The organism is Anaerosphaera aminiphila DSM 21120 (genome assembly GCF_900129925.1).
GTDB lineage: Bacteria > Bacillota > Clostridia > Tissierellales > Peptoniphilaceae > Anaerosphaera > Anaerosphaera aminiphila.
Genome location: NZ_FQXI01000001.1, coordinates 403643 through 430327, shown reverse-complemented (window position 1 = coordinate 430327; position 26685 = coordinate 403643). Strand labels below are relative to the sequence as shown.

Annotated in this window: 25 protein-coding genes; 17 read left to right on the top strand and 8 right to left on the bottom strand. The window is 31.4% G+C overall.

Features of this window, described 5'->3' with window-relative positions:
* The first annotated feature begins 38 nt into the window (after positions 1 to 38).
* Positions 39 to 1739: a DUF2207 family protein gene (locus tag BUB47_RS02140; protein ID WP_073183275.1), complete on the top strand. Its 1701-nt coding sequence runs from the start codon at positions 39 to 41 to the stop codon at positions 1737 to 1739.
* 37 nt (positions 1740 to 1776) lie between these two features.
* Here BUB47_RS02140 and BUB47_RS02135 read toward each other — a convergent pair whose 3' ends face one another.
* The 4 genes from BUB47_RS02135 to BUB47_RS02120 all read right to left on the bottom strand — a co-directional run bounded on the left by BUB47_RS02135 (position 1777) and on the right by BUB47_RS02120 (position 5154).
* Positions 1777 to 2304 (bottom strand): HD domain-containing protein, encoded by a 528-nt coding sequence (locus BUB47_RS02135; RefSeq protein ID WP_073183273.1) that lies wholly within the window; start codon positions 2302 to 2304, stop codon positions 1777 to 1779.
* Between the two features lie 114 nt (positions 2305 to 2418).
* Positions 2419 to 2811, bottom strand: a complete 393-nt coding sequence (locus BUB47_RS02130; protein ID WP_083529034.1) for a hypothetical protein — start codon at positions 2809 to 2811, stop codon at positions 2419 to 2421.
* A 102-nt stretch (positions 2812 to 2913) separates the two neighbouring features.
* Positions 2914 to 4329, bottom strand: a complete 1416-nt coding sequence (locus BUB47_RS02125) for a basic amino acid/polyamine antiporter (protein ID WP_073183269.1) — start codon at positions 4327 to 4329, stop codon at positions 2914 to 2916.
* Between the two features lie 57 nt (positions 4330 to 4386).
* Entirely contained in the window at positions 4387 to 5154 is a 768-nt protein-coding gene (locus BUB47_RS02120; RefSeq protein WP_073183267.1) for a dimethylarginine dimethylaminohydrolase family protein, read from the bottom strand.
* 160 nt (positions 5155 to 5314) lie between these two features.
* Here BUB47_RS02120 and BUB47_RS02115 point away from each other — a divergent pair, with 160 nt between their 5' ends.
* The 4 genes from BUB47_RS02115 to BUB47_RS02100 all read left to right on the top strand — a co-directional run bounded on the left by BUB47_RS02115 (position 5315) and on the right by BUB47_RS02100 (position 9244).
* Positions 5315 to 5950, top strand: a complete 636-nt coding sequence (locus BUB47_RS02115; RefSeq protein WP_073183265.1) for a GntR family transcriptional regulator — start codon at positions 5315 to 5317, stop codon at positions 5948 to 5950.
* Positions 5951 to 6068: 118 nt separating this feature from the next.
* Positions 6069 to 7124, top strand: a complete 1056-nt coding sequence (gene argC, locus BUB47_RS02110) for an N-acetyl-gamma-glutamyl-phosphate reductase (protein ID WP_234945618.1) — start codon at positions 6069 to 6071, stop codon at positions 7122 to 7124.
* Positions 7125 to 7172: 48 nt separating this feature from the next.
* Positions 7173 to 8063 carry an acetylglutamate kinase gene (gene argB / locus BUB47_RS02105; protein WP_073183264.1) on the top strand — a complete coding sequence of 297 codons (891 nt, stop codon included), beginning with the start codon at positions 7173 to 7175 and terminating at the stop codon, positions 8061 to 8063.
* Positions 8060 to 9244: an aspartate aminotransferase family protein gene (locus BUB47_RS02100; RefSeq protein WP_073183262.1), complete on the top strand. Its 1185-nt coding sequence runs from the start codon at positions 8060 to 8062 to the stop codon at positions 9242 to 9244. The genes argB and BUB47_RS02100 overlap by 4 nt, the downstream gene beginning before the upstream one ends.
* A gap of 56 nt (positions 9245 to 9300) precedes the next feature.
* On the opposite strand, the gene BUB47_RS02095 is transcribed toward BUB47_RS02100, so the two are convergent.
* A complete protein-coding gene (locus BUB47_RS02095; RefSeq protein WP_073183260.1) occupies positions 9301 to 9627 on the bottom strand; it encodes a branched-chain amino acid transporter permease in 327 nt (108 codons plus the stop codon).
* Positions 9624 to 10313 (bottom strand): AzlC family ABC transporter permease, encoded by a 690-nt coding sequence (locus BUB47_RS02090; RefSeq protein WP_073183258.1) that lies wholly within the window; start codon positions 10311 to 10313, stop codon positions 9624 to 9626. The genes BUB47_RS02095 and BUB47_RS02090 overlap by 4 nt, the downstream gene beginning before the upstream one ends.
* Before the next feature lie 250 nt (positions 10314 to 10563).
* Here BUB47_RS02090 and BUB47_RS02085 point away from each other — a divergent pair, with 250 nt between their 5' ends.
* Both BUB47_RS02085 and BUB47_RS02080 read left to right on the top strand, forming a co-directional pair.
* A complete protein-coding gene (locus BUB47_RS02085; RefSeq protein WP_073183256.1) occupies positions 10564 to 11670 on the top strand; it encodes a VanZ family protein in 1107 nt (368 codons plus the stop codon).
* A gap of 89 nt (positions 11671 to 11759) precedes the next feature.
* Positions 11760 to 12344 carry a helix-turn-helix domain-containing protein gene (locus tag BUB47_RS02080; protein ID WP_073183254.1) on the top strand — a complete coding sequence of 195 codons (585 nt, stop codon included), beginning with the start codon at positions 11760 to 11762 and terminating at the stop codon, positions 12342 to 12344.
* Between the two features lie 173 nt (positions 12345 to 12517).
* Here BUB47_RS02080 and nhaC read toward each other — a convergent pair whose 3' ends face one another.
* Positions 12518 to 13984 (bottom strand): Na+/H+ antiporter NhaC, encoded by a 1467-nt coding sequence (nhaC, locus tag BUB47_RS02075; RefSeq protein WP_073183253.1) that lies wholly within the window; start codon positions 13982 to 13984, stop codon positions 12518 to 12520.
* Positions 13985 to 14085: 101 nt separating this feature from the next.
* Positions 14086 to 15084, bottom strand: coding sequence for an aldose epimerase family protein (locus BUB47_RS02070; protein ID WP_073183251.1), 999 nt, complete (start codon positions 15082 to 15084; stop codon positions 14086 to 14088).
* A 108-nt stretch (positions 15085 to 15192) separates the two neighbouring features.
* Here BUB47_RS02070 and BUB47_RS02065 point away from each other — a divergent pair, with 108 nt between their 5' ends.
* The 10 genes from BUB47_RS02065 to dapB all read left to right on the top strand — a co-directional run bounded on the left by BUB47_RS02065 (position 15193) and on the right by dapB (position 26678).
* Positions 15193 to 16239: a LacI family DNA-binding transcriptional regulator gene (locus BUB47_RS02065; RefSeq protein ID WP_083529033.1), complete on the top strand. Its 1047-nt coding sequence runs from the start codon at positions 15193 to 15195 to the stop codon at positions 16237 to 16239.
* A 21-nt stretch (positions 16240 to 16260) separates the two neighbouring features.
* A complete protein-coding gene (chvE, locus tag BUB47_RS02060; protein WP_073183249.1) occupies positions 16261 to 17385 on the top strand; it encodes a multiple monosaccharide ABC transporter substrate-binding protein in 1125 nt (374 codons plus the stop codon).
* A 62-nt stretch (positions 17386 to 17447) separates the two neighbouring features.
* Positions 17448 to 18992 (top strand): multiple monosaccharide ABC transporter ATP-binding protein, encoded by a 1545-nt coding sequence (gene mmsA / locus BUB47_RS02055; RefSeq protein ID WP_073183248.1) that lies wholly within the window; start codon positions 17448 to 17450, stop codon positions 18990 to 18992.
* Positions 18985 to 20160 (top strand): multiple monosaccharide ABC transporter permease, encoded by a 1176-nt coding sequence (gene mmsB / locus BUB47_RS02050; protein WP_073183246.1) that lies wholly within the window; start codon positions 18985 to 18987, stop codon positions 20158 to 20160. Before mmsA ends, mmsB begins: the two co-directional genes overlap by 8 nt.
* A gap of 9 nt (positions 20161 to 20169) precedes the next feature.
* Positions 20170 to 21486, top strand: a complete 1317-nt coding sequence (xylA, locus tag BUB47_RS02045; protein WP_073183245.1) for a xylose isomerase — start codon at positions 20170 to 20172, stop codon at positions 21484 to 21486.
* Between the two features lie 46 nt (positions 21487 to 21532).
* Complete coding sequence (gene xylB / locus BUB47_RS02040; protein ID WP_073183243.1) at positions 21533 to 23035, top strand: xylulokinase; 1503 nt, start codon at positions 21533 to 21535, stop codon at positions 23033 to 23035.
* A 174-nt stretch (positions 23036 to 23209) separates the two neighbouring features.
* Positions 23210 to 23566 carry an arsenate reductase family protein gene (locus BUB47_RS02035; RefSeq protein ID WP_073183241.1) on the top strand — a complete coding sequence of 119 codons (357 nt, stop codon included), beginning with the start codon at positions 23210 to 23212 and terminating at the stop codon, positions 23564 to 23566.
* 259 nt (positions 23567 to 23825) lie between these two features.
* Complete coding sequence (locus BUB47_RS02030; protein ID WP_073183240.1) at positions 23826 to 25022, top strand: aspartate kinase; 1197 nt, start codon at positions 23826 to 23828, stop codon at positions 25020 to 25022.
* A gap of 16 nt (positions 25023 to 25038) precedes the next feature.
* Positions 25039 to 25920 (top strand): 4-hydroxy-tetrahydrodipicolinate synthase, encoded by an 882-nt coding sequence (gene dapA / locus BUB47_RS02025; protein WP_073183238.1) that lies wholly within the window; start codon positions 25039 to 25041, stop codon positions 25918 to 25920.
* Between the two features lie 8 nt (positions 25921 to 25928).
* Positions 25929 to 26678 (top strand): 4-hydroxy-tetrahydrodipicolinate reductase, encoded by a 750-nt coding sequence (gene dapB, locus BUB47_RS02020; RefSeq protein WP_200779462.1) that lies wholly within the window; start codon positions 25929 to 25931, stop codon positions 26676 to 26678.
* The last annotated feature ends 7 nt before the right edge of the window (positions 26679 to 26685 follow it).

Here is a 26685-nt window from a genome sequence, read left to right as displayed (position 1 = left end):
AATCACACCTTTTTCAAACTATATAAAGGACTTGATATATGAAAAATAAAATTTTACAGTTAATTATACTTATGTTAACTATAGTGGTCTTTCCAATTAAGAGCTACGCCACAGAATTAAATAAGGTTGACATAGATGTTGAGCTTCAAGACAATGGAGACGCTGTAATTACCAGTAAGTGGAATTACTACGATGATGACAAAACTGAGCACTATATTGTAATTGATAATTTAACAGACTCGGAAATAAAAGACTACTCAGTTTTATTTAATGGAAAGCCGATGGAATATGAAGAGGATTGGGATGTAGATGGGTCTTTTGAAGAAAAGACAGGAAAGTATGGAATAGTAAAGACTGGTAGTGGATATGAGCTTTGCTATGGAAAGACAGAGTATGCAAACAATGAATTTACAGTTAAATACACTGTTACAAATTATATTAAAGAGTTAAAAGACGCCCAATTGCTCTATTGGAGGTTTATAAATGATGATTTGTCAGAACCGCCAAAAGAAGTAAGTGTTACAATTTCATCAGATAAGTACAATATCAATAAAGACAATGCTAAGATTTGGTTTTTTGGATGTACTGGAAACATTGAATTTAAAGACGGAAAAATTGAGATGAAGTCTCTTAAAAGTTTAAATAAAAGTGAGTATTTAACTATTTTAACAAGGTTTAACTTTGGAATGTTTGAAACTACTTCTGTAATAGATAAAGATTTTGAATACTATAAGGACATGGGATTTAAAGGGTCTTACTATGAAAAGGAAAGTAAAGTTATTGGATTTTTTAAAAGTACTTTGGGAATTGCCTCTTTAATATTAGCAGCACTTGGAGTAATTTTACTAATAGTCTTTTTGCTTAAAAAGTGGGAAAAATACGTTCAATCTGATGAATTTGAAGGATGGAAAGATGACAGGTTAAATATAGATAAGAAGCAATATAGAAGAGATGAGTACTTTAGAGAAGTGCCCTATAATGGCGATATAGGAGATTTATATGTAATTTTGGAAAGAAATTGGACAAATACTATGGAAAATTACATCTCTGCATATTTACTAAAGTGGATAAAAGAGGGAAAAATAGAAGCTGTAAAAGAAGAAAAGGGACTTTTATTTAAAAAGGAAAAAGTATCTTTTAAAATCTTTGAACAAAGTGCTATTAAATCTACAGACTTCGTAGAAAAATACTTTTATGAAATAATGCTTGAGGCATCAGAGGGCGACGGAGTTTTAGATGAAAAAGACTTTAAAAATTGGGCAAAGGAAAACTACGAAAAATTAGAGCGTAAACTTGAAGAATTTAAAAATAGATCTAAGAGCAAACTTAGAAAAGATGGATATTTGGAAATTAAAATTCAAGTTAACAAATACACTAAATATATAACTACAACTTATAGCGAAGAGGGAAGAGAACTTTGGGGAAATCTTGTTAAATTTGAACATTATCTAAAAGACTATTCAATGTTAAATTCCAGAGATTCTTACAATGTTCACATTTGGGATGACTTTATGATATATGCAGCTCTTTTTGGAATAACTGAGGAAGTAAAAAAAGAATTTGAAAATATATATCCAAGTTATTCTAATGAGACTAACTATGACTTAGCAACAATTTACTATGTAAATAGTTTTTCGAGAGGATTTTCTTCATCTTATAGCAGCAGCTTTTCTTCCAGTAGTAGTGGAGGTGGAGGCGGAGGTTCCTTTGGTGGCGGCTCAGGAGGAGGTTCCAGATAAGTTAAAAAAGATAGCAATCTTAAGATTGCTATCTTTTTTAACTTACAACTAAATTTTTTGCAAGCATAATTAGCTTATTACAGAAACTAATAGAACTTTTAAAGCTGTGTTTAACAGGAGCTACTGTCTCTGACGCAGCGGAGATTTTATCTGCAATACAGACTATCCAACTTTCAGCATATTTTGGTGGAAGTGGAACTAGTGGAAACATGTGTCTAAGAATTATATTTTCCTCAGTTTTATTTAAATTAAAATCTCTACTGGCATTTTTCCAAGCGGCTTTAGGGTGAGTAAAACCATGTAGAGAAACTCCGTTGTTTTTGTCGTGCCAATCATATAGAAAATAATCGTGAAGTAGGGCACCTCTTATCATATTTTTATAATTTACTTTTATATTTAAAGTTTCAGCAATATTGCAACTTAGAAGTGCAACACTTATTGAGTGTTCATATATACTGGTATCTCCATGTTGCATATATTTTTTTGTATCCATAAATCTGGAGTTGTACTTTAAAGCATCCACTTCTTCTTCAATTAAAACTTTATAACTATCAGATTTTTCCATAAAATCTCCTAAATTAATATATTTTATATTTTAATTATATACACTTAAGTTAATATCTTCAATCAAATAATTGTTAAGTTTTATCAAAGAAAGTATTAAATATAAATAATATTCTTATAATCTATTTTGTAAATCTTCAAGTGAGTATTTAAGTTTTTTAACTTTTTCTAGACTGTTGGATATTTTAGATTGAGTAAACAAGTCAGAAAATATATTGTCCATAAAGACATCTAAGAATTGGTTTAATCCGCTAGTGTTAAAATTTCCATCAAAGTCTATATTTGAACTATTTAACTCTGACTGTAGTAAACTTAGCTTTTTTGACAGATTGTTGAATTTTTTTTCTGCCTTATTAATTTTACTGTGTTTTATAAAGCTGGAAATAGATTTTCCACCAATCATATCATAAATACCCCAATTTCTTGCAGAGCGCAAATCACTTTCTACGTCTTTTAAGTCGTTTAGTACATCTTTTATAAGATTTTTTATTGAAATAATATCAGACATATTCATAACCTCCAATCACATTTATTTTAGCATATTGCAGAAATAAAAAGAACTGCTTAGTTAAAAACAGTTCTTTTTATATATAGAGTTATTTTAAATAATTTACATTTTCATAAGTACTGGAAGTTGTGTCATTCCATATACAAATAATACTGCTATTACTATGAAGATAAAAATTTCATAGGGTTTAAATACTTTTTGCTTGTAGTATTTCTTTACGTAAATGAACATAATAGCACCTGGCAATAGTGTTAATATTGTCAATATAGTATATATAAATCCTGAAGCATATATTAGCCAAAACATATAAACTGTGGCAATTATTCCAATGATATAATTTTTAGTTGAATCGGAAGATTTTTCTGTGTGAGTTAATTTTAGCTGATATAGAGCTACGCAAGTATAAGGTAACAAGATTGTTGCAGATGAAAGTTGTGACAGAAGTGAATAAGCTTCATCAGTTATTAAAAATGACAACAACAATATTTGTACTATAATATTTGTAATTAATAGTGCATTAACTGGTACTTGATTTTTATTTTCCTTAGTAAAAATTACAGGGAATAATTTTCTTTCTCCAGCTTGATAAGATACCTCCTCAGCAAGAAGTGTATTTGCAATCCAAGCTCCAAATATAGAAATTATTACGCCTAAGTTTACAATAATAGCACCTGGTTTCCCAATAACTCTTTCGAGTATATAGGCCATTGCAGGATTTGGTAAGCTTTGAATTTCAGCTTGAGTCATAATTCCATATGAAAATACAGTAATGCTCATATATATTACAGTTACAGCTGCGAATCCAAGTAGTGTTGCCTTTCCAACGTCACTACGTTTTTTAGCACGTCCTGAAAATACAACAGCACCTTCAATTCCAATAAAGACCCAAACAGTTACCAACATAGTATTTTTTAATTGATGAACTACATCTGGAAGATAAAAGTTGTCAGTATTCATACTCCAGAAGCGGTGAAAGAAAATTCCCTTATTAAATCCACCAATTACACAAACAATAAATATTATTATGGGGATTAATTTTGCCACCATAACCAAGTTATTTAAAAAGGTTGCATTGTCAAGACCCTTACAAATTATATAGTGAATAAGCCACAATATAAGGGAGGCACCTATAATAGAGAGGATGTTTTCACCATTCCCAAAAGCTGGAAAAAAATATCCTATTGCACTAAACATTAGTGTTCCAAATGCAACATTTCCAATAATTACTGAAACCCAATAACCCCAGACTGAATTAAATCCCATAAAATCTCCAAAACCCTCTTGAGCAAAACTAAAAATTCCGGCATGTAAATCTGGCTTTTTGTTACTTAAGTTTTGCATACAAAATGCCAGAGAGCCCATACCTAAGCCGGCAATAAGCCAACTTAGGATAGTAACTCCAGCTGATGCAGAACTAGCCATTTCTTTTGGAAGATTAAAAATTCCGGCGCCTATTATTGCACTGACAATAATACCTACTAATGATACGACATTAAGTTTTTTATCGTCTTTTTCCATAGAACTCCTCCTAACTATAAAAGACTAGGGGTGATATCAATAATGAAAAGAGTTAAATTAGAATCTTAGTGACAAGCAACTTAATCCGCCGTCAATTTTTCTATATTCAGAAGTATCTACAACTAAAACTTTATAGCCTAAATCTTCAATTTTCTTTTGTACATTAGGATATCCTGCAGGTACTAGTACATAGTCATTAACCCAAATACAGTTAGCGCCATATGCTTCGTCCATTTCAACTGGAACTTTGTTAAATTTTTCAAATTCTGGAGCTGTTTTAAATTCACCAGCAACTAAAAGATTGTTGTTTTCTAAATATGCAAGGCCGGTTTTTAAATGAAGCATTTCCTTCATTTCTACAACTTGACCTGAAAGTCCGTATTTTTCTAGAATTTCAATCATTTGTCTAGCGCCTTCTTCATTAGTACGTGCAGAATGTCCAATATAGAAGTGATCTCCAACCATCATAATATCTCCTGCTTCAATAGTTCCTGGAGCTTTGATGTATTCAATATTATCATAGAAAGATTTTAATGCTTCAATCATATCGTCGAGTTCAGCTTCTTTTCTTCTAGTTTCTGCACCAGGGCGAGTTATAATTGCACACTTACTAGTGCATAGGGCAACATCTTCAACGAAACAAGAATCCGGAAATTCATCCTTAGGTTCTAGAACAGTTACATTTACACCTGCTTTTGTTAAAGCACTTACATAGTTTTCATGTTGAACTAAAGCTTTTTCATATACTGGCTTGCCTTCATGGGCACTGGTTAAACCTTCACTAATAGTTTTAGATGGAACACGAACAATAACATTTTTAAACATAATAAATCCTCCTTAAATTTTGTATTTACTTTTCCTTACAAGAATAGTATACAATATACAATGTTAAGTTTCAAGACTTTTTTTAATTATTGTGGTAAAATATAATAGAAAAATACAGCATAATTTAAATAAAGATTATAATAGACCTTAAGGAGTAATTATGAATATGAAAGACAGCGTATACAACTTTTTATCAGAACAAATTTCTCTTGGAAATATGAAGCGTGATGATAAGATAACAGAGCAATTTTTAGCTGAACAACTAAACATTAGCAGGACACCAGTTAGGGAAGCTCTCTTCCAATTGAGCTCTGATGACATACTTGAACATGAGCCAAGAAAGGGCTTTAGAATAAAACAGTACTCAAAAGAAGATGTAGAAAATTACTATGAGATAATAGGATTATTAGATGGTAAAATAGCAAGTTTAACTGTTGATATCTTAGATGAAGATGACTATTCTATTATGAAATTTTATATTGATGCAATGTATTCTGCAATAAATAATGAATTGTATACTAAATACAATGAAATACAAAATAAATTTCATGATGTGTATATATATAAATGTGAAAATAAAAAAATGCTTTTAGAAATAATCAAACTAAAGAAAAAATTTATAGGAACAGATTATTCTAGAATTGAAACTAGTAAAATAAAAGAAGAGCTAATCGTAACGAATAAAGAGCATGAAGAAATATTGAGAATGTTTATAGAAAAGGAAAAAGAAGAATTAAGAAACTATATTGAATTTATTCACTGGAGAAAAGATAAAGCTGCTTTAGATAATTGGTAAGTAAGGGAGCTTAAAATCTGTTCTTTTTTATTGAAATATCTTTTATTTATAAGTTAAAGTGGCAAAGTAATAATATGAATCACTTCTAATTTGTGTTATAATGTTTGGAAATATCTAAATGGAAGGTGATGAAATGTTAAAAGTTGGTATTGTTGGATCCACAGGTTATGCAGGTGAAGAACTGGTAAGAATGTTGCTAAACCACAAAGAGGTGGAAATAAAATGGCTATACTCTCAAAGTTATGTAGGGGAAAAATACAGTAAAGTATTTGGCAATTTTTTTAAGATAGTCGACAGCACTTGTGTTGGTGGAGATGTTGATGAACTAAGCAAAGAAGTTGACTTAATATTTACAGCCACACCTCAGGGATATTGTTCTGGAATTGTAAACGAAAAACTTTTAGATAGAGTTAAAATAGTAGATTTAAGTGCAGATTTTAGAATAAAAAATATAGATGTGTATAAAGAGTGGTATAAGCTTGATCACAAGTCGCCGGAATTTATAGCAGAAGCTGTGTATGGACTTTGTGAAATTAATAGAGATAAAATTAAAGATGCAAGAATTGTTGCAAATCCCGGGTGCTATACTACAGCATCTATATTGGCACTTTATCCACTTGTGAAAGAAAAAATTATTGATGTAAACAGTATTATAATAGATGCAAAGTCAGGGACAACTGGAGCAGGTAGAGGAACCAGCCTAGCTAATTTATACTGTGAGGTAAATGAAAATATTAAAGCTTACGGAATAACCAACCATAGACATACTCCTGAAATTGAAGAGCAGTTAAGCTATGGAGCAAATGAAAATATTATTATAAACTTCACACCTCACTTAATACCAATGAACAGGGGAATTTTAGCTACATCCTATGTAAATTTAAATGGTGAGAAAACTTATCAGGATATTAAATCTATTTATGAAAAATACTATGGAGATGAATATTTTATTAGACTTTTAGATGAAGGAGTTTATCCTGAAACCAAGTGGATTCAAGGAAGTAATTATGTAGATATTAACTTTAAAGTTGATGAGAGAACTAATAGGCTAGTAGTAATAAGTGCAATAGACAATTTAGTAAAGGGTGCCGCTGGTCAAGCTATTCAAAATATGAATATTATGTTTGGATTTAAAGAGTCAGAAGCTATATTCCAAGTTCCAATGTTTCCATAGTTAAAATTAATAATAAATTGGAACTTTTATATTTTAAGGAGAGTAGTTATGGTTGAAAAAGCAGATTTTAATGAAATTGAATATAAAGCAAATGTGCTAATAGAGGCATTGCCATACATACAAGAACTAAATGGAAAAATAGTAGTTATAAAGTATGGTGGAAGTGCAATGGTAGATGACCTTTTAAAAGAAAATGTTATGAAAGACGTAGCGCTTTTAAAGTCAGTTGGAATAAAGCCGGTAATAGTTCACGGTGGTGGCAATGAAATATCCAGATGGTCAAAGTATAGGGGATTAGAGTCCGAGTTTTACAAGGGACTTAGAGTAACTGATACTGAAACTATGGAAATTGCTGAAATGGTCTTGGGAAGTGTAAATAAGGGTCTGGTTTCCTATATGGAAAGTGTAGGAGTAAAAGCTGTAGGGTTAAGCGGAAAAGACGGATTTACAATTAAAGTAAATAGGAAATTAGTAGATGGGAAGGATATAGGATTTGTTGGAGATATAGAAAGTGTAAATACAGACTTAATATCTATTCTCTTGGATAATGACTATGTTCCTGTGATTTGTCCTATAGGTTTAGATGAAAACTATCAAATGTACAATATTAATGCAGATGAAGCTGCTGCTGGAATTGCAGTTGCACTGGGAGCAGAAAAGTTAGGTTTTTTAACTGACACTGAAGGATTTTATTTGGATTTTGAAGATAAGAGTTCTTTAATTTCTAGGATTTCCGTAGAAGAAGCGGAGAAGTTAGTAGAAGAAGGAAGAATTGAAGGTGGAATGCTTCCAAAAATTCAAAACTGTATATCTGCTGTAAATGGCGGTGTAAAGAGAGTCCATATTTTAGATGGGCGTAAGTCCCACAGTTTGCTATTGGAAATATTTACCAATCAAGGAATAGGTACATTAATTTATAAAAGTGAGGAAATTTTGTGAATAAATATATAGATACAGTTGAAGAAAATATTTTAAAAACTTACAATAGGATGCCTGTTGTATTTGAAAGAGGAGAAGAAGTATACTTATATGATACAGAGGGCAATAAGTATTTAGACTTTGTAAGTGGTATAGGAGTAATTGGGCTAGGGTATAGCAATGAAGAGTTTATAAAAAACATTCAAGACCAAGCATCAAAATTACTTCACACTTCAAATCTATACTACAATACAGCTATTGCTGAAGCTTCAGAAAAGTTGGTAAAAGTTAGCGGAATGACTAAAGTATTTTTTACAAATAGTGGAGCAGAAGCAATTGAAGGAGCATTAAAAGTAGTAAAAAAATATGCCTATGAAAAAAAAGGCGAGGGAAACTATGAAGTAATAGCTTTTGAACATTCTTTTCATGGAAGGACACTTGGTGCACTTTCGGTAACAGGAAATGAAGCTTATAGAAAACCTTTTATGCCACTATTAGAAGGTGTGAAGTTTGCTGCGTACAATAACATAGATAGCGTGAAAAAACTAATTAACAAAGATACTATAGCCATAATCCTAGAACCTATTCAAGGAGAGGGCGGAGTAAATGTTGGAACTGAAGAATTTTTAAAAGAAGTTGAAAAAATATGCAATGAAAATGATATTTTGCTAATCCTTGATGAAATTCAGTGTGGAGTTGGTAGAACAGGTAGTTTTTATAGATTCCAAAAGTTTGGAATTAAACCTGATGTGGTAACATCGGCTAAAGCTCTTGGAAATGGAATAGCTGTAGGTGCTTTTTTAGTAAATGAAAAACTGGCTGACCACTCATTAAAACCCGGAGATCATGGAACCACTTATGGTGGAAATCCAATGGCAGGAAGAGCAGTTTCCACAGTTATAGACATATTTGAAAAAGAAGATATATTGGGACATGTAAATAAAATATCAGCTTACTTTGAAGATAGATTAAAAGATTTAGCTAGTGAATATGATTTTATTTTAGAACTTAAAGGTGAAGGCCTATTGAGGGGTTTAAAATTAAGAGAAGATAAAAAAGTTGGAGAAATAGTAAATAAAGCCCTTGAAAATGGACTTACAGTTGCATCTGCAGCGGGAAATGTATTGAGATTTTTACCTCCACTTATAATTGAAGAAGTTCACATTGATGAGATGATAGAAAAATTAAAGAAGAGCTTTTAATAAAAAATAAAAAGATAGAAAAATGTAGATATGAGAAAATGTCTACATTTTTTGTTTTAAAATACAACTTGAAGTAAAAACATATAGAAAAAAGTTCCCACAGCAATACTTAAAAGTGTACTTCTCTTTCTCACGTGGACTATAGTAATTAATAGAATGGACAGTATTTCAGGAATTGCGTGGTTTCCAGCTGTAAGAGATACGTCTTTTAAACAATAGACTACAAGAAGTCCAATAACTGCATAGGGAAGAACTGTTCCCAAGTACTTAATGAAGTCAGGTGGAGTTTTATTTTCCGGGAACAGTACAAAAGGTAAAAATCTGGTTAAAAAAGTTCCCACTACTATGATTAAAATAGTAATAACACTTTGGGTAGTTGTCATTTTTCCACCTTCTTTCTAAAGATTAAAAACATTAAGAGTATTAGCATTAGAGATGGTATCATAAAGTTTTCCGCTCCAAATACAATTAGACAAAGAGCTGAAGAAAACACTCCCACTAAAGCAGAAATATGTGATTTTGACTCTAACCACTGATTTAAAAATATAACTACGAAGAGTGCAGTAAGTACAAATTCTATTCCATTAGTATTAATGGTAATATAGCTGCCTAAGACAGCTCCAACAACTGTTCCTAAAACCCAGTACATATAGTTTAAAAAAGTTGTAAAAAACATAAACCAACCTCTGTCTATGTCCTTTGGAATTTTGGCAGATACATTTACAGAAAAAGTCTCATCAGTTAAACCAAATATTAAAAAAAGTTTTTTTAGTCCCGTGTTTTTATATTTATCTAACATGGATATTCCATAAAACAAGTGCCTAGAGTTTACCATTAGCGTAAGTATGAGAGCAGCAATTGGATTAAAAGTTGAAAGCAGTAAGTTTACTGATGCAAATTGCATAGAGCCGGCATATACAAATATACTCATACAAATCGGATAAAAAGCTGAAAATCCCTTGCTACTCATTAAAAACCCATAGGATATACTTAAAAACAGAAAACCTGCGGCAATGGGAATCGTATAGGGAAAAGCTGCCTTTAACGCATTTGACTTTATCTTGTCCATTTTGGAATCTCCTTTCAAACATAGTATTTCTAAATAAACTATCACATATTTAAATGTTTTTCTATATAAATTAATGAAGATATTAATATATTTAAAGTTAAGATATTTTATTATGTTATAATTTAACTTGTTAATTATTAATTATTAATGTATATACTTATAAAATGATTAATAAAGTGAAAATAAAAAAATTAGATAATTTATATTTTAATTATTTTTTAAAATATTTTAAAGGAGAGGTACAGTAAAAGTGAGTAATTATATAACACCTATTTTTTCAGGAATAATAGTATCATTATTAATAATATATCTGTCAATTATTCCGGTTATGATATATCAATATAGAAAATATAATGGAGTGTTGGTAAAAAGAAATATAGTCATGTTTTCATTTGTAGTCTATATGCTTACAGCTTGGTTTATGACAATTTTACCATTACCTAGTATAGAAACAGTTGTGGATATGAAAACTATAGAGCCAAATCTTGTGCCATTTAAATTTGTGCAGGACTTTATAGAAAAAAGTGGGTTTGTAATAAGCAATCCAAAAACTTGGTTACACGCTATAAAATCTCCAAGCTTTTATACGGTAGCATTTAATGTGCTTTTAACTTATCCCTTTGGAATATATTTAAGAAAGTATTTTAAGCTTTCTTTGGGAAAGACAATTCTCTGTGGAGTTTTACTGAGCTTATTTTATGAAATAACTCAGTACACAGGACTTTATGGAATATATCCAAAGGCATATAGACTAGCCGATATAGATGATGTAATGGTTAATACATTGGGAACGGTCTTAGGTTATTTAACGACTCCTATTGTGGGAAGGCTATTACCAAAATTAGAAAGTTCTAAAGATAAAAATACATCAGCAAAGGCAAGTTTAATTAGAAGGGGAGTTGCGCTGATTGTAGATTTTATAATTCTAGACATTTTATATGGAATATTGGTTTTTATTTTTAGTGTTTTGGGAGCGGAAGCTTTTTTAAATTTGAATATTGGAGAAGTAATATATTCTTATATTTACTTTATAACCATGCCTTTGGTTTACAATGGAGAAACCTTTGGAATGAAGTTGTTAAAAATTAAAATTGTAAATGAAAATAATAGCGAGTTAAAATTTAAGGAAATTCTTATTAGAAATGGTATTTTAGTTAGCATATTAAAATTAACGGGACTATTAAGCATTATATTAAATAATTTAGAACAAAGTATTATAGTTGTTTTATTGGCACTTGGATTGGGATTAGCTCCTTTGATTTTTTATCTATATGTATTTATAAAGTGGATATTTAAGAGAAATGTTTTATTTTATGAAAAAATAAGTAAAACGAGAACTGTAGTAGATGAAAGTTAAAAATTAAGACTTTATATTTTTCTAACTCTACTAAGAGTAGATAGTCATTTATGCATTCTATATATAGAATATGTAAAGAGGTGAAAATCATGGACCAAGAAAAGATAGGCCTTTTAATTAGAAATTTAAGACTTAATAGAGAAATGACTCAAAAGCAATTGGCTGAAAAATTAAATTTAAGCGATAAGACAATATCCAAATGGGAAAGAGGATTGGGAAGTCCGGATATTTCACTACTTATAGATTTAGCAGGTGTATTTAAAGTTGACGTTGAAGAAATGTTAAGTGGAGAGCTTACAAAAAATCAAATGGTAGGAGGAAATATGAAAAATTCTATGTTTTATATATGTCCACTTTGCGGCAACCTAGTACTTAGTACTGGAAGTATAAATTTATCTTGTTGTGGAAGAAAACTTGAAGAGCAAGAAATGAAAAAAGCTACAGAAGACCAGAAGTTAAAAGTAGAGGCAATAGATAGCCAGTGGTATATAACAAGTGAACATCCAATGTCTAAAAGTGAATATATTTCTTTTGTGGCATTTGCAAACAGTGGGAAGATAGAAATTGAAAAGCAGTATCCGGAGTGGAATTTACAAGTTAGAATCCCAAAGTCAAGTAGGGGAAAACTAATTTGGTATAGTACTAGAGACGGACTGCTATATCAGCTAATATAGTAAATGTAGGATACACTGTAAAATCAGCGCCAACTATGATGAAGTATTTCCATATAAAAATTTATATAGTAGTGTACTATACTGCTTGAAAGTATTAAAAATTTAAATTTATGAATAAAAATCCTTGTAGTCTATTTCCTACAAGGATTTTTATATTTAATATATAATTAAATTTAAGAGTCTTTAAGTTTTAAATACTCATCATAGTATTTATCGCCCTTTTTAATCTTCGCTATTCCAAAACCTGTAAAGCCATATATAGTTGCAAAAATCACACCTGTATAGCAAAGTATAGCCCATGGCAAGTATGAAAGAGTAGGAACACCAAGTGTTTGAGCCATATACACTCCGGCTGCAGTCCAAGGGACAATAGGTTCTACAACAGTGGCGGAGTCCTCAAGTGTTCTTGAAAGGTTTTTCGGATCTAAACCTCTTTTTATATACTCTTTTGAGAACATTTCTCCAGGTAGTAAAATTGACAATTGTCCATTACTTGTAACGCAAACAGCTGTAATACAAGATATAATAGTTGCAAGAATTAATTCTCCAGTAGTTTTTACAAAGCTAAGTAGTTTATTTAAAACTATATCTAAAGAAGAAGTTACAGCTAGAGTTCCGGCAAAAGCATATGCACAGTATGCTATTAGCACAGTATTTAGCATAGAAGTCATACCCCCTCTTTCAAGTAAAGTAGGAATATCAGATATCAAAGATGAGAGTTCAATAGGACTGTTAGTAAACATATTTAAGTTAAACCCACTTATAGCTGCTTCAAAACACTGTTGTAGAGAGAAATTTTGAAATACTACTGCATTAAAAAATGCAACAAAACTCGATAGCAACATAATTGGAATAGTAGGTTTCTTTCTAATAGAACCATATAGTACAATTACTGGTGGTAAGAAGATAAAGGGATTAAATTTAAACAGTGATGAAAGTGAAGTTAAGATAATATTTACATTATCAACTGTTTCAATTGACATTTGTTGAGCGTTATTAAAGCCTACAAAAGTATAGACAACAGTACATATAATAGCCCCTGGTATAGTGGTGTAGAACATGTGGCCAATATGTTCATATAAAGTAGTGCCTGCGGCAATTGGTGCTAAATTAGTAGTATCTGAAAGTGGAGACATCTTATCGCCAAAGTAAGCTCCCGAAACTATAGCACCTGCAACTAGGGGCAAGTTTGCGCCCATTCCCATAGCAACACCCATTAAAGCAACACCTATAGTACCGGCAGAGCCCCAAGACGTTCCAGTACAAATAGATATAATAGCAGTTACAAAAAATGATGTCACAGCTATATACTTAGGATTTATTACTTTTAAACCATAGTAGACCATAATTGGAATAGTGCCACCAATCATCCAAGCTCCTATTAAAAATCCTACAATAATTAAGATAAAAATAGCAGGCATAGTTTTTGAAAGTTTGCCGACAATTGAATCCATTATGTCGTCCCAAGTATAGCCTAACTTTATTGCAATTATACCGGCTATTATAGCTGAAATTAACATAAGTACTTCTGCCCTTAAACCTAAAATTCCATATCCAATTCCCAATAAAAAAATCATTGAAACTATGGGAAACATTGCTAGGGCAAAACTGGGCGTTTGTTTAATTTTATTGTTGTTCATTAATGAATGCACCTCTTTTTATTAAAATTTTTATTAAAATTTACTCACAATTTAACAGTATAGATATTTAAATAAGATTAGTCAACAAGCGTTTGCATATTTTAAATAATAAATTCATATTTAATAAAGTGATTATATATATCGTCTTTTTTTAAAATAGGCTGCACAAAACTCTTTATATTTATAGAGTTAGGAGCATACTGAGGTTCCAGACAAAAGGCAGAAAAATTTGAATAAGTGTTAGTTTTTCCTGTGAAGTTTTCTAAGTTTGAAGCTGTAAAAAACTGCATACATGGATAGTCAGTATATAATTTCATAGTAATATTTGTAGAAGGTGAACTAACTAAAACTTTAAAATCATTGGAAGAGTTTAAAACATAGTTATTGTCATAGTTCATGATTTTTTTATTAGAACACATTTTATCAATTGAAGTAGCATTTTTAAAATTTAAAGGAGTATTTTCAACATTTATTAAATTTCCTGTGGGAATACTTTCTCCGTCAAATTCTGTATAAAAATCTGAATTTATTTGGAAAATGTGATTTTTTATATTTCCCACTCCCTCTCCATTTAAATTAAAGTAACTGTGGTTTGTCAAGTTGACTATAGTATCTCTATTAGAGGTGGCAAAGTACTCAATAAGCAAATCACTTTTAGTAAGAGTGTATTTAACTTTCACAGATAAATTTCCAGGGTATCCCTCTTCAAGATTACTGCTTAAATAAGAAAAAACTATTGAATTATCAACTATTTTATAATTCCACAATTTTTTATGAAATCCTTCAAATCCTCCGTGGAGGTGGTTAGGGGGCTCATTAATAGACAGATTGTACTTTTGGGAGTCAATGCTAAACTCTCCGTTTTTAATCCTATTTGCATATCTTCCTATTGTAGAACCAAAGAACTTATCTTGAATAGTGTATTCTTCTATAGAACTACACCCCAATACAATGTCTAAATTGTATTTGTTGACTATAAGCTTTGTAATCATGGCTCCATAGTTACAAAATTCAACTGTTAAGTTTTCATTTGAGAGGGTGATTACATCAACATAGTTATTAAAATATTTAGAAAATATTTTTCCTGCAATGGTTTTCATAATTTCTCCTATATTTGTATTTTTTGTACATTAAACTATTGACATGAATATATAATAATATATAATAAAATATAAGAATGTACAATATATGATAGAACTTTTATAAGTATGACACATATTGTAATTCGAGTAGTAAATATATTTTTTAACCATTGTGTAACATGTTACACAGAAGAGGGGGCGATTGACTCGTCAATAAGAGATATATCAAAAGCAACAGGTTTAAGCATAGCGACAATATCCAGATATATTAACGATAGTGGTTATGTAAGTAGTGAGTCTGCAGAAGTAATCAAAAAGGCAATTAAAGAATTAGACTATGTTCCAAATGAAAATGCTCGAGCTGTTTTTAAGAATAGTTCAAATTTAATAGGTATAGTTGTATCCAGTTTATCTAATCCATTTTTTGCAGAGATGACAATGCACTTAGAGGAAAAAGCTCAAGAGAGAGGATATGGTGTAATCCTTTTCACAACTAATGACGATATAGACAAGGAACGAGAAGCTATAAGGTTATTAAAAGGCTACAGAGTGAAGGGAATAATTACAACTAGAACTCAATTAAAATCTGAAATGTCTAAATTAAAGACACCAATAGTTTCTTTTGAAACTGAGGTAAATGACAAAATTATAACTGTTGCTGCTGATAATTTTAAAGGTGGGCAGTTAGCTTTAAAACACTTGTTGGAAAGAGGTTGCAAAAAAATACTTCACATTAGAGGTCCAAAGAGTTTTGAAGCTGCAGAGTTGAGATATTTAGGTTTTAAAGACGAAGCTAAAAGGCAAAATGTAAATTTTGATATAGTGCAATTTGATAGTGATTTTCACGTTGCATATAATTTGGAAGAAAACATAGGTGATAAAGATATTACTGAATATGATGGAATTTTTGTATTTAATGATATTGCCGCAGTATTAATTTTGAGATACTTGCTTAAAAGAGGGGTAAATATACCCAAAGAGACAAAGGTTATAGGGTTTGACAATTCTTATATAGGTGGATTAAGTTATCCTAGTCTTACAACTATTGAGCAATCTGTAGACGGAATCGCTTCAAAGTGTATTAACTTATTGCTGGACTTAGTTGAAGGGAAGAATATTAAGGAAAAGAGATTTTATGATCCTGTAAAACTAATTCAAAGAGAGAGTACATAACTTATTTAAAGGGGGAAAAGTATGAAAATTAAAGGTAAAAAGATTTTAGGGTTAGTATTAGTACTAACAATGATGCTTGGAATACTAACAGCTTGTGGAGGAAAAAATGAAAACACAGCTGAAGGTGGAGAAGCTGCAGAGAGTAAAGGCATATTAGTAGGAGTTTCAATGCCAACTAAATCACTTCAAAGATGGAATCAAGATGGTTCAAATATGGAAGCTGCCCTAAAGAAATTGGGATATGATGTAGAACTTCAATTTGCAGAAAATAAAATTGACACTCAAGTATCTCAAATTGAAAATATGATTACTAAGGGAGCAAAAGTATTAGTTGTTGGTTCAATTGACGGAAGTGCTCTTAGTACAGTTCTTGAAAGTGCTAAAGAAGAGGGAATAAAAGTAATAGCTTATGACAGATTAATTGTAAATACAGAAGCTGTTGATTACTATGCAACTTTTGACAATGAAACAGTTGGAACAATTCAAGGAACTTATATTGAAGAAGCTCTAGGATTAAAAGAAGGCAAGGGACCTTTTAATCTTGAAATAACTACAGGACCACTAGATGATAATAACGTTAACTATTTCTTTGGTGGAGCTATGAACGTTCTACAACCATATATAGATAATGGTCAACTAGTTGTTAAATCAGGTCAAACAACTAAAGAACAAGCAGCTACTACTAACTGGGATGAGCAGACAGCTCAAGCTAGAATGGACAATATCATTACAGCAAACTACACAACTGATAAAATTGATGCAGTTCTATGTTCAAATGACTCAGTATCACTGGGAGTTCAATCAGCTCTTAAATCAGCAGGTTACGGTACTGAAGAAAAACCAATGCCAGTTATTACAGGACAAGATTGTAATATAGCAAATGTTAAGGCAATAGTTGCAGGAGACCAATCAATGTCAGTATTTAAAGATACTAGAGCGTTAGCTGACAAAGTAGTAGAAATGGTAGATGCAATTGTAAATGAAACAGAAGTTCCAGTAAATGATACAGAAACTTATGATAATGAAGTAAAAGTAGTTCCTTCATACTTACTAGATCCAGTTGCAGTTGATAAAGATAACTATAAAGAGTTATTAATTGACGGCGGATACTATACTGAAGAAGAAGTAGCTGCAGAAAGCAAATAGAGATTGAGAATTGACCGGGTGAGGTTAATCCTTGCCTGGTCAGCTTAATTTAGGAGGAAAATATGGCAGAGTACATCTTACAAATGAAAAACATTACTAAGGAATTCCCTGGAGTTAAAGCTTTAGATGATGTTAACTTAAATGTAGTAGAAGGGACAATACATGCCATTGTTGGAGAAAATGGTGCAGGAAAATCCACTCTTATGAATATTTTAAGTGGAGTATATCCCTATGGAACTTACTCTGGAGATATAATTTACGAAGGAGAAGTTTGTAAACTTAAAAATATTAAAGAAAGTGAAGATAAGGGAATTGTAATAATTCATCAAGAGCTTGCACTAGTTCCAAATTTATCCGTAAAAGAAAATATATTTTTAGGAAATGAAAGAAGTAAAAAGGGAATAATTGATTGGAATAAAACTTATAATGATGCAAAAAAATATACAGAGCTTGTCGGTTTAGATGAAGATTTAAATGCGTTAATAGAGGAGATAAGTGTTGGGAAACAACAGTTAGTTGAAATTGCAAAGGCGCTTTCAAAAGATGTAAAACTATTAATATTAGATGAACCTACAGCATCATTAAATGATGATGATAGTGAAAAGCTTTTAAAGTTAATACTGGACTTAAAGAAACAGGGAATAACTTCAATAATAATTTCACATAAGTTAAAAGAAATAAATGAAATTGCTGATGAAATTACTATTATAAGAGATGGAAAAACTATAGAAACACTAAATAGAAAGACAGATGACATATCTGAAGACAGAATTATTAAGGGAATGGTTGGAAGAGAAATAAAAGACAGATTTCCAAAGCGAAATGTGGAAATTGGAGATGTTCAATTGGAAGTTAAAAATTGGACAGTGGAATCAGAAGTCGTTCCTGACAAATTAGTTTCAAATGATATAAATTTATACGTTAGAAAAGGTGAAGTAATAGGAATAGCAGGCTTAATGGGATGTGGCAGAACAGAACTTGCCATGAGCATATTTGGAAAATCCTATGGAATCTATAAATCCGGAGAAATTTATAAAGACGGAAAAAAAATTGAAGTAAATAATCCTAGAGAAGCTATAGATAATAAAATAGCCTATGTAACTGAAGATAGAAAATCTCAAGGGTTAATTTTAGAACAGAGTATAAAAAACAATGTTACATTGCCGAGTTTAGACAAGATAAGTAAAAAGGGCATAGTAAATGATAATGAAGAATTAAAAGTTGCAAATGAATATAAAGAGAAAATAAATATTAAAGCTCCAAATGTAATGTATCACGCTGAAAAATTATCAGGTGGAAATCAACAAAAAATTATGTTGGCAAGGTGGATTTATTCTGACCCTGACATATTAATTTTAGATGAGCCAACTAGAGGTATAGACGTGGGAGCAAAATATGAAATATATACAATAATTAATGAATTGGCAGCTGAGGGAAGGTCAATTATCGTAATATCATCTGAAATGCCAGAAGTAATAGGATTAAGTGATAGGGTGTATGTAATGAATGATGGCAAGATTGTTGGCGAATTAAGCAAAGAATCAGTAAGTCAAGAAAACATTATGAAAGCTATTATGCAATCGACAAAAGGAGAAAAAGATGAATAGTGAACTAAATAAATCATTAGGAAAAAGTAAATTTGATTTTAGAAAATATGCAATGTTCATAGCTCTAGTGGCAATATCTATATTTTTTCAAATATCTACTAAAGGCATTTTACTAAAGCCAATGAATGTTTCTAAGTTGGTTATGCAAAATAGCTACATATTAATATTGGCAATAGGAATGTTGCCATGTATATTGACTGGAAATATAGATTTGTCTGTAGGTTCTGTACTTGGAATGATAAGTGCTGTTGCAGGCATGTTAATTATTACAAAGGGCTTGCCGGTTTGGTTGTCCATTGTAATATGTCTAGGTCTTGGAATACTTGTAGGTGCGTGGCAGGGATTTTGGATAGCATATGTTAGGGTTCCGGCTTTTATAGTAACTTTGGCAGGGATGTTAATATTTAAGGGAATTACTATGATAATTTTAAATGGTAATACTCTAGCTCCATTCCCAATATCTTACAGATACATTGCATCTTCTTTTATGCCGGAACTTGGAAAAATAGGGCCAATAGGTATTAGCACTTTAATTGTAATGGTAGTTTTAATTGCAATGATTGTTTTCTATGAGGTAAATAAGAGAAAACAAGAAGTTAAATACAGTATAGTTTCAACTTCTCATAATAAATTTATAACAAAGATACTATTAGAAGTTGCAATAATTGTATTTTTTATGTATTGGTTGAGTTTATACAAAGGAGTTCCAATTATATTAATAGTATTGGCACTTTTAGTTGTAATTTACACTTTTATAACTCAAAAAACCACTCTTGGAAGAAGTATATATGCCTTTGGAGGCAATGAGAGAGCTACAAAACTATCCGGAATAAATACTAATAGAATATTTTTCTTAGTATATGTCAATATGGGTTTTTTAGCAGCACTTGCAGGTATCGTATTCTCAGGAAGACTAAATGCAGCAGCACCTTCAGCGGGTTCAGGTTTAGAGCTTGACGCTATAGCTTCATGTTATATAGGTGGAGCTTCAGCTTCAGGAGGAGTTGGGACTATTATTGGAGCTGTTATTGGAGGACTTGTAATGGGTATTCTAAATAACGGAATGTCAATAATGGGAATAGGAATAGATTGGCAACAGGCAATAAAGGGATTGGTACTGTTAATAGCAGTAGCTTTTGATGTTGTCAGCAGAAGAAAGAAAGGTTAGGAGAGTAAAATGAATAAATTTTTTAAAGATATGCCGGAAGTAAAATATGAGGGACCAAATTCAAAAAATCCTTTTTCATATAAGTTTTATGATGCAGAAAAAATTATTGATGGAAAGACAATGGAAGAACATTTAAAATTTGCAATGTCTTGGTGGCACACGCTAACAGCTGTGGGAACAGATCCATTTGGTGAAGCAACAATGGATAGAACTTATGGAACAGAAGATCCAATGTTAAGAGCAAAAGCCAGAGTTGATGCAGGTTTTGAATTTATGACAAAAATGGGAATAAAATACTTTTGTTTCCACGATGTAGATATTGCACCTGTGGGAGAAACTTTTGAAGAGACAAAGAAAAATCTTCAAGAAATAGTTGCTTACATTAAATCTAAAATGGAAGGCACAGATATAAAATTACTTTGGGGAACAGCTAATTGTTTCGGAGATCCAAGATATATGCACGGTGCAGGAACATCTTGCAGAGCAGACAGCTTTGCACATGCAGCAGCTCAAATTAAAAATGCAATTGATGCAACTGTAGAACTTGGTGGAACAGGATATGTATTTTGGGGTGGAAGAGAAGGCTATGAAACTCTTTTAAATACAAGAATGGACTTTGAACTGGACAACATGGCAAGACTTATGAAAATGGCAGTAAAATATGGAAGAAGTAAAGGTTTTAAAGGCGACTTTTATATAGAACCTAAGCCAAAAGAGCCAACTAAACACCAATATGACTATGATACTTCAACAGTTTTGGCATTCCTTAGAAAATATGACCTAATGGATGATTTTAAATTAAATATAGAGGCAAACCATGCTACACTTGCAGGACATACATTTAATCATGATTTGGCTATGGCTAGAATTAACGGAGTTTTAGGTAGTGTAGATGCGAATCAAGGAGATGCACATCTTGGCTGGGATACAGATCAATTTCCAACTGACGTAAAAGATGCCACACTTGCAATGCTTGAAATTATAAAAGCAGGCGGATTTACAAACGGTGGTTTAAACTTTGATGCAAAAGTTAGAAGACCTTCATTTACCTATGAAGATATAGTATATGGATATATTAGTGGAATGGACACATTCGCTCTAGGTTTAATAAAAGCATATGAACTTATTGAAGATGGCAGAATTGAAGAGTTTGTAGAACAAAGATATTCAAGCTATAAAGATGGAATAGGTAAAAAAATAGTTGAAGATAATACTTCTCTAGAAGAGTTAGAAAAATATGTACTAGAGGGGAAAGACAATTCAGAAGTAGAAAGTGGAAGACAGGAATATTTAGAAAACATTTTAAATCAAATAATATATAAATAAGAATGAAGGCACAGTATTGTGCCTTTATTCATAGTAGAGGTGAGATATGAAGTATTTTTTAGGTATAGATTTAGGCACTTCATCTTTAAAGACTGTTCTATACAGTGAGGAATTTAAAACCGTTGCAACTATCAGTAGAGAATATGAAATGATACAGCCACATAATGGCTGGGCAGAACAAAATTCGACTGATTGGATAGCTGCTGTTGATTCAACTTTTAAGGAGCTCAAGGAAAATCATTCTAAAGAACTTGAAAGTTTAATGGGAATAGGCCTTACAGGTCAGATGCATGGCCTTGTAATGTTAGATGAAAATGACAATGTGCTAAGACCGCCAATACTTTGGTGTGATCAGAGAACAGAAGAAGAGTGTGACGACATAAATAATATCTTTGGTGATGAAATTATAAAGATAACAGCAAATCCTGCACTTACAGGGTTTACTCTATCTAAAATTTTATGGGTACAAAAACATGAACCGGAACTGTATAAACAGTGTAAGCACATACTTTTACCAAAGGACTACTTGAGATTTTATCTTTCAGGTGACTATGCCACAGATGTATCAGATGCAAGTGGAATGCAAATATTAGACGTCCCTAATAGAACATGGTCTAAAAAAGTTTGTGACACATTTAATATAGATATGGATATGCTACCAAAATTATATGAATCAGTGGAACCAACAGGATATTTAAAAGAAAATTTAGCAGAAGGACTTGGAATAAAACATAAAGTTACAATTGCAGCAGGTGCAGGAGATAATGCAGCAGCAGCAATTGGGTGCGGTGTTGTAAATGATGGTGAAACCTTTGCCACAATAGGAACTAGTGGAGTAGTATTTACTCAAAGTGATACTATTAGAGCAGATGAAAAAGGAAGAATTCACACTTTTTGTTCGGCAGTTCCAAATACTTGGCATGTAATGGGTGTAACACAAGGTGCTGGGCTATCTGTAAATTGGTTTAAAGACAATTTTTATAAAGATATTGAAGAAAGTGAAATATACAAGAAAATAGAAGAGGACATAAATAAATCTTCTATTGGAAGTAACAAATTAATTTATTTACCATATTTAATGGGCGAAAGAACTCCGCACTTAGATCCAAATGCAAGAGGCGCTTTTATTGGACTTTCTGCAATGCACGAAAGAGAAGACCTTATGAGAGCTGTAATTGAGGGCGTTACCTTTTCGCTAAGAGATTGTTTAGAAATAATCAGACACATTGGACTGGAAGTAGACAATATTTATCTGACAGGTGGAGGAGCTAATAATGACTCTTGGATAAAAATATTGACAGATAACTTTAACTCTTCAATAGAAAAGATAAAAGGCGATGGAGGCACAAACTTGGGAGCTGCAATTTTAGCTTCAATGGCGTGTGGCCACTACACTGACTTAAAAGAAGTATGTAGTAAGTATATTTCCTATGGAGATAAGTACGAAGTAAATGAATCAAACTTAGATGAGTATTCAAAATATTATGACATCTACCAAAAAAGTTACTATGCACTAAAAGATTTATATGTAGATTTAGCGAAAATTTAATAAAAAATAAAAGTTTAGTTTTAAATATTTAGAACTAAACTTTTTGTATTATATATAGCTTAGTTGAGTTTAAATATAATAAATTTTTAAAATGATAGTAAACTATTTCATAGATAGAAATTTTAATATATGGGTAATAGAAGTAGTGTAGTAAATTTGAAGGGGTTGAAGATTATGCAGTTTATTTGTTATATAAAATGTGGAACTTGTAAAAAGGCCAGAAAATACTTAGATGAACAGGGAGTAAATTATGACTACCGTGAAATTACAGATGAAAATCCAACAGAAGAAGAACTAAGGGAATGGATTAAAATTGGAAACAGAGAGTTAAATAATTGTTTTAATACAAGTGGGAAACTATATAGGGAATTAAATTTAAAAGACAAACTAAAAGAAATGACAGATGATGAAAAATTAAAGCTTCTTGCTACAGATGGAATGCTTGTAAAAAGGCCTGTACTTGTGACTAAAGAAAAAGTACTATTTGGATTTAAAGAAGAGGAGTATGATGAACTTTTAAAAACTCTTTAATTTATAAAAGGTACACTTATAAAAGTTAAATATAAATCAACTATTATAGGTGTATCTTTTTGTATTAGAATTGACAAACAGCAGTATTTCTGATAATCTTATTAACTAAATAATCAAAATAAATCCAAGTACAGTTTAATAAAATTTTATATTTATTGAAAATAAAATATATCCTACTATGAGTTTGAACTCATAGTTTTTTTAGAATATGGTTTATTTAAATTGCAGGGTTTAAAGTTAGAAGAGGTGTTGTTTAAAGGTGAGCAAAAAAGGCGTTGTCATAAAGTACGGTGGTTCATCTGTGGCTACTGCTGAAAAATTAAATCAAGTTGCAGATAGGATTATTAGAAAAAAAGAAGAATTTAAAAATATTGTAACTGTAGTTTCTGCTATGGGTAAAAAAACCAATGAACTTTTAAATTTGTCTGAAGAAATATCTTTGAATCCAAATAAAAGAGAAATGGATATGCTTTTGTCTACGGGAGAGCAAATTACAATTGCACTTCTTTCAATGGCACTAAATGAAAAGGGTCATAAGGCAATTTCACTTGCCGGATGGCAGGCTGGTTTTAGAACTTTTGGTCATCACATGAAGAGCAAGGTACAAAGTGTAGACAATGAACTAATAGAAAAGTATTTAGAAGAAGGTTACATAGTAATTATTGCAGGGTTTCAAGGAGTAAATGCAGCTAGAGATATTACTACTCTCGGTAGAGGTGGCTCAGATACCTCAGCAGTTGCAATAGCGGCAAGTTTAGAATATCCCTGTGAAATTTATACAGATGTAGAGGGAATTTATACAGTAGACCCTAGAGTTTATAAAGATGCTAAAAAACTGGACTATTTATCCTATGAAGAAACACTGGAAATGGCAAGTTTGGGAGCAAAAGTAATAGAACCTAGAAGTGTGGAACTAGCTTGGAAATATAATGTTCCAATATATATAGCACTAAACACAAATGACGTTGAGGGCACACATATTGTAAAAGAAGGAAAGATAATGGAAAAAAAGAATATAACAAATTTGTCAATAATGGACAATATACTATTGGTAAATATAGAACTTAATACAAACAATCCTGAGATAATAAATGATGTCTTTGTAAAACTTGGAAATGAAAATGTAAATATTGACATAATAAGTCAAAATAAGTTTTCAGACAATAAGTACTTAGTTTCCTTTACAACTACACTGGACAATAGAGAAGTTGTCTCAAAAATTTTAAGAGAAAAAAAATTGAACTTTGACTATATAGAAAATGTGACAAAAATTTCAATTATAGGAAATGCAATGAGAACACAAGCAGGAGTGGCATCAAGGGCATTTGAAATACTATCTCAAAACAATGTGGAATTACACCAAGTTTCCACGTCAGAAATCAGCATTTCCTACGTAATAGATAACTATAATGTGGAAAAAGTAGTGGCAGTATTTGTAGAAGAATTTAATTTGTAAAATTAGGAGGAAAAATATGGCTATTTTTAAGGGTTCAGGAGTTGCACTTGTAACACCATTTAAGGAAAATGGAGACATTGATTTTAAAAAACTTGAAGAACTATTAGAGTTTCACGTAAAGAATCACACAGATGCAATAGTAATAACGGGAACTACCGGAGAAGCATCAACACTAAACGACACAGAGCATTTAGAGGCAATAAAATGTGCAGTAGATGTAATTGATGGAAGAATACCTGTAATCGCAGGAACAGGCAGCAACGATACCAGACACGGCATTAATTTAAGTGTAGAAGCGGAAAAGCTTGGAGCAGATGCTCTACTTCAAGTGACACCTTACTACAATAAAACTTCTCAAAAAGGTCTTGAAGAACATTTTTTAGCTATAGCAAATTCAGTAAATATTCCAATTTTACTCTACGATGTACCAGGTAGAACAAATATGCCAATAGCACCTGAAACTTTAAAAAGACTTGCAGAACATAAAAATATAGTTGGAATTAAAGATGCGACGGGAAATTTAGGACACACCATAGAAATAAGAAGAGTGTGTGGTGAAGATTTCCAAGTGTATTCAGGAAATGACGACGTTGTAGTTCCTCTACTTGCAGCAGGTGGGTTGGGAGTAATATCCGTATCTGCAAATATTATTCCAAAAGAGACAAGTGAAATGGTACATTTATTCTTAGAGGGAAAAACTAAAGAAGCATTGGAAATTCAAGTAAAGTATAAAAAATTTATAGATGCGCTATTTGTAGAGCCAAATCCAATTCCTGTAAAAGCGGCAATGAATATGCTTGGATTTGAAGTTGGTGGAATGAGACTTCCTCTATATGAAGCTTCAGATTCTACAAAAGAGTTACTTAAAAATTCAATGAAAGAAATAAATTTACTGTAGGTGTGATTATGAATATACTATTGGTTGGTGCCACAGGTGGCATGGGAAAAACAGTTACTGAAATTAGTAATAATGCAGAAGATTTTGAAATTGTAGCAGGAGTGGGAATTAGCACAGGAGAAAAACTCTCCTATCCACTTTATCAGGAATTTGACGATATAAAAGAAAAAATTGATGTAATTTTAGATTTTTCAAATCACAATTTAATTACCTCAATATTGGACTATGCGAAACAGGAAAATAAACCACTGGTAATTGCAACGACTGGTTATACGGAGGAGCAAGTTCAAGAAATACATGATGCTTCTAAGATAATTCCAATATTTTTTACAGGAAATATGAGTATTGGCGTAAATATACTTTTAAGTGTAGTTGAAAATTTATCAAGAGGACTTTCAGATTTTGATATAGAAATTATAGAGAAACATCACAATTTAAAAAAAGATGCTCCAAGCGGAACTGCTAAAATGTTATTTGACGCAGCAAATAGAGGAAGAGATAATACTCTTGCAGAACAAGACGGGAGAGAGGGTGCAAACCTCTCAAGAGAAAAAAATGAAGTGGGAGTCCATGCAGTAAGAGGTGGCACAATAGTTGGAGAACACACTGTAATTTTTGCGGGTGTAGATGAAACAATTGAAATTACTCACAAAGCTCAGTCAAAAAAAGTTTTTGCCATGGGAGCTGTAAAGGCCTGTAAATTTATAGAGGGCAAAGAAAGTGGGATTTACAATATGAAAGATATTTTTAACTTCTAGTGGAGGT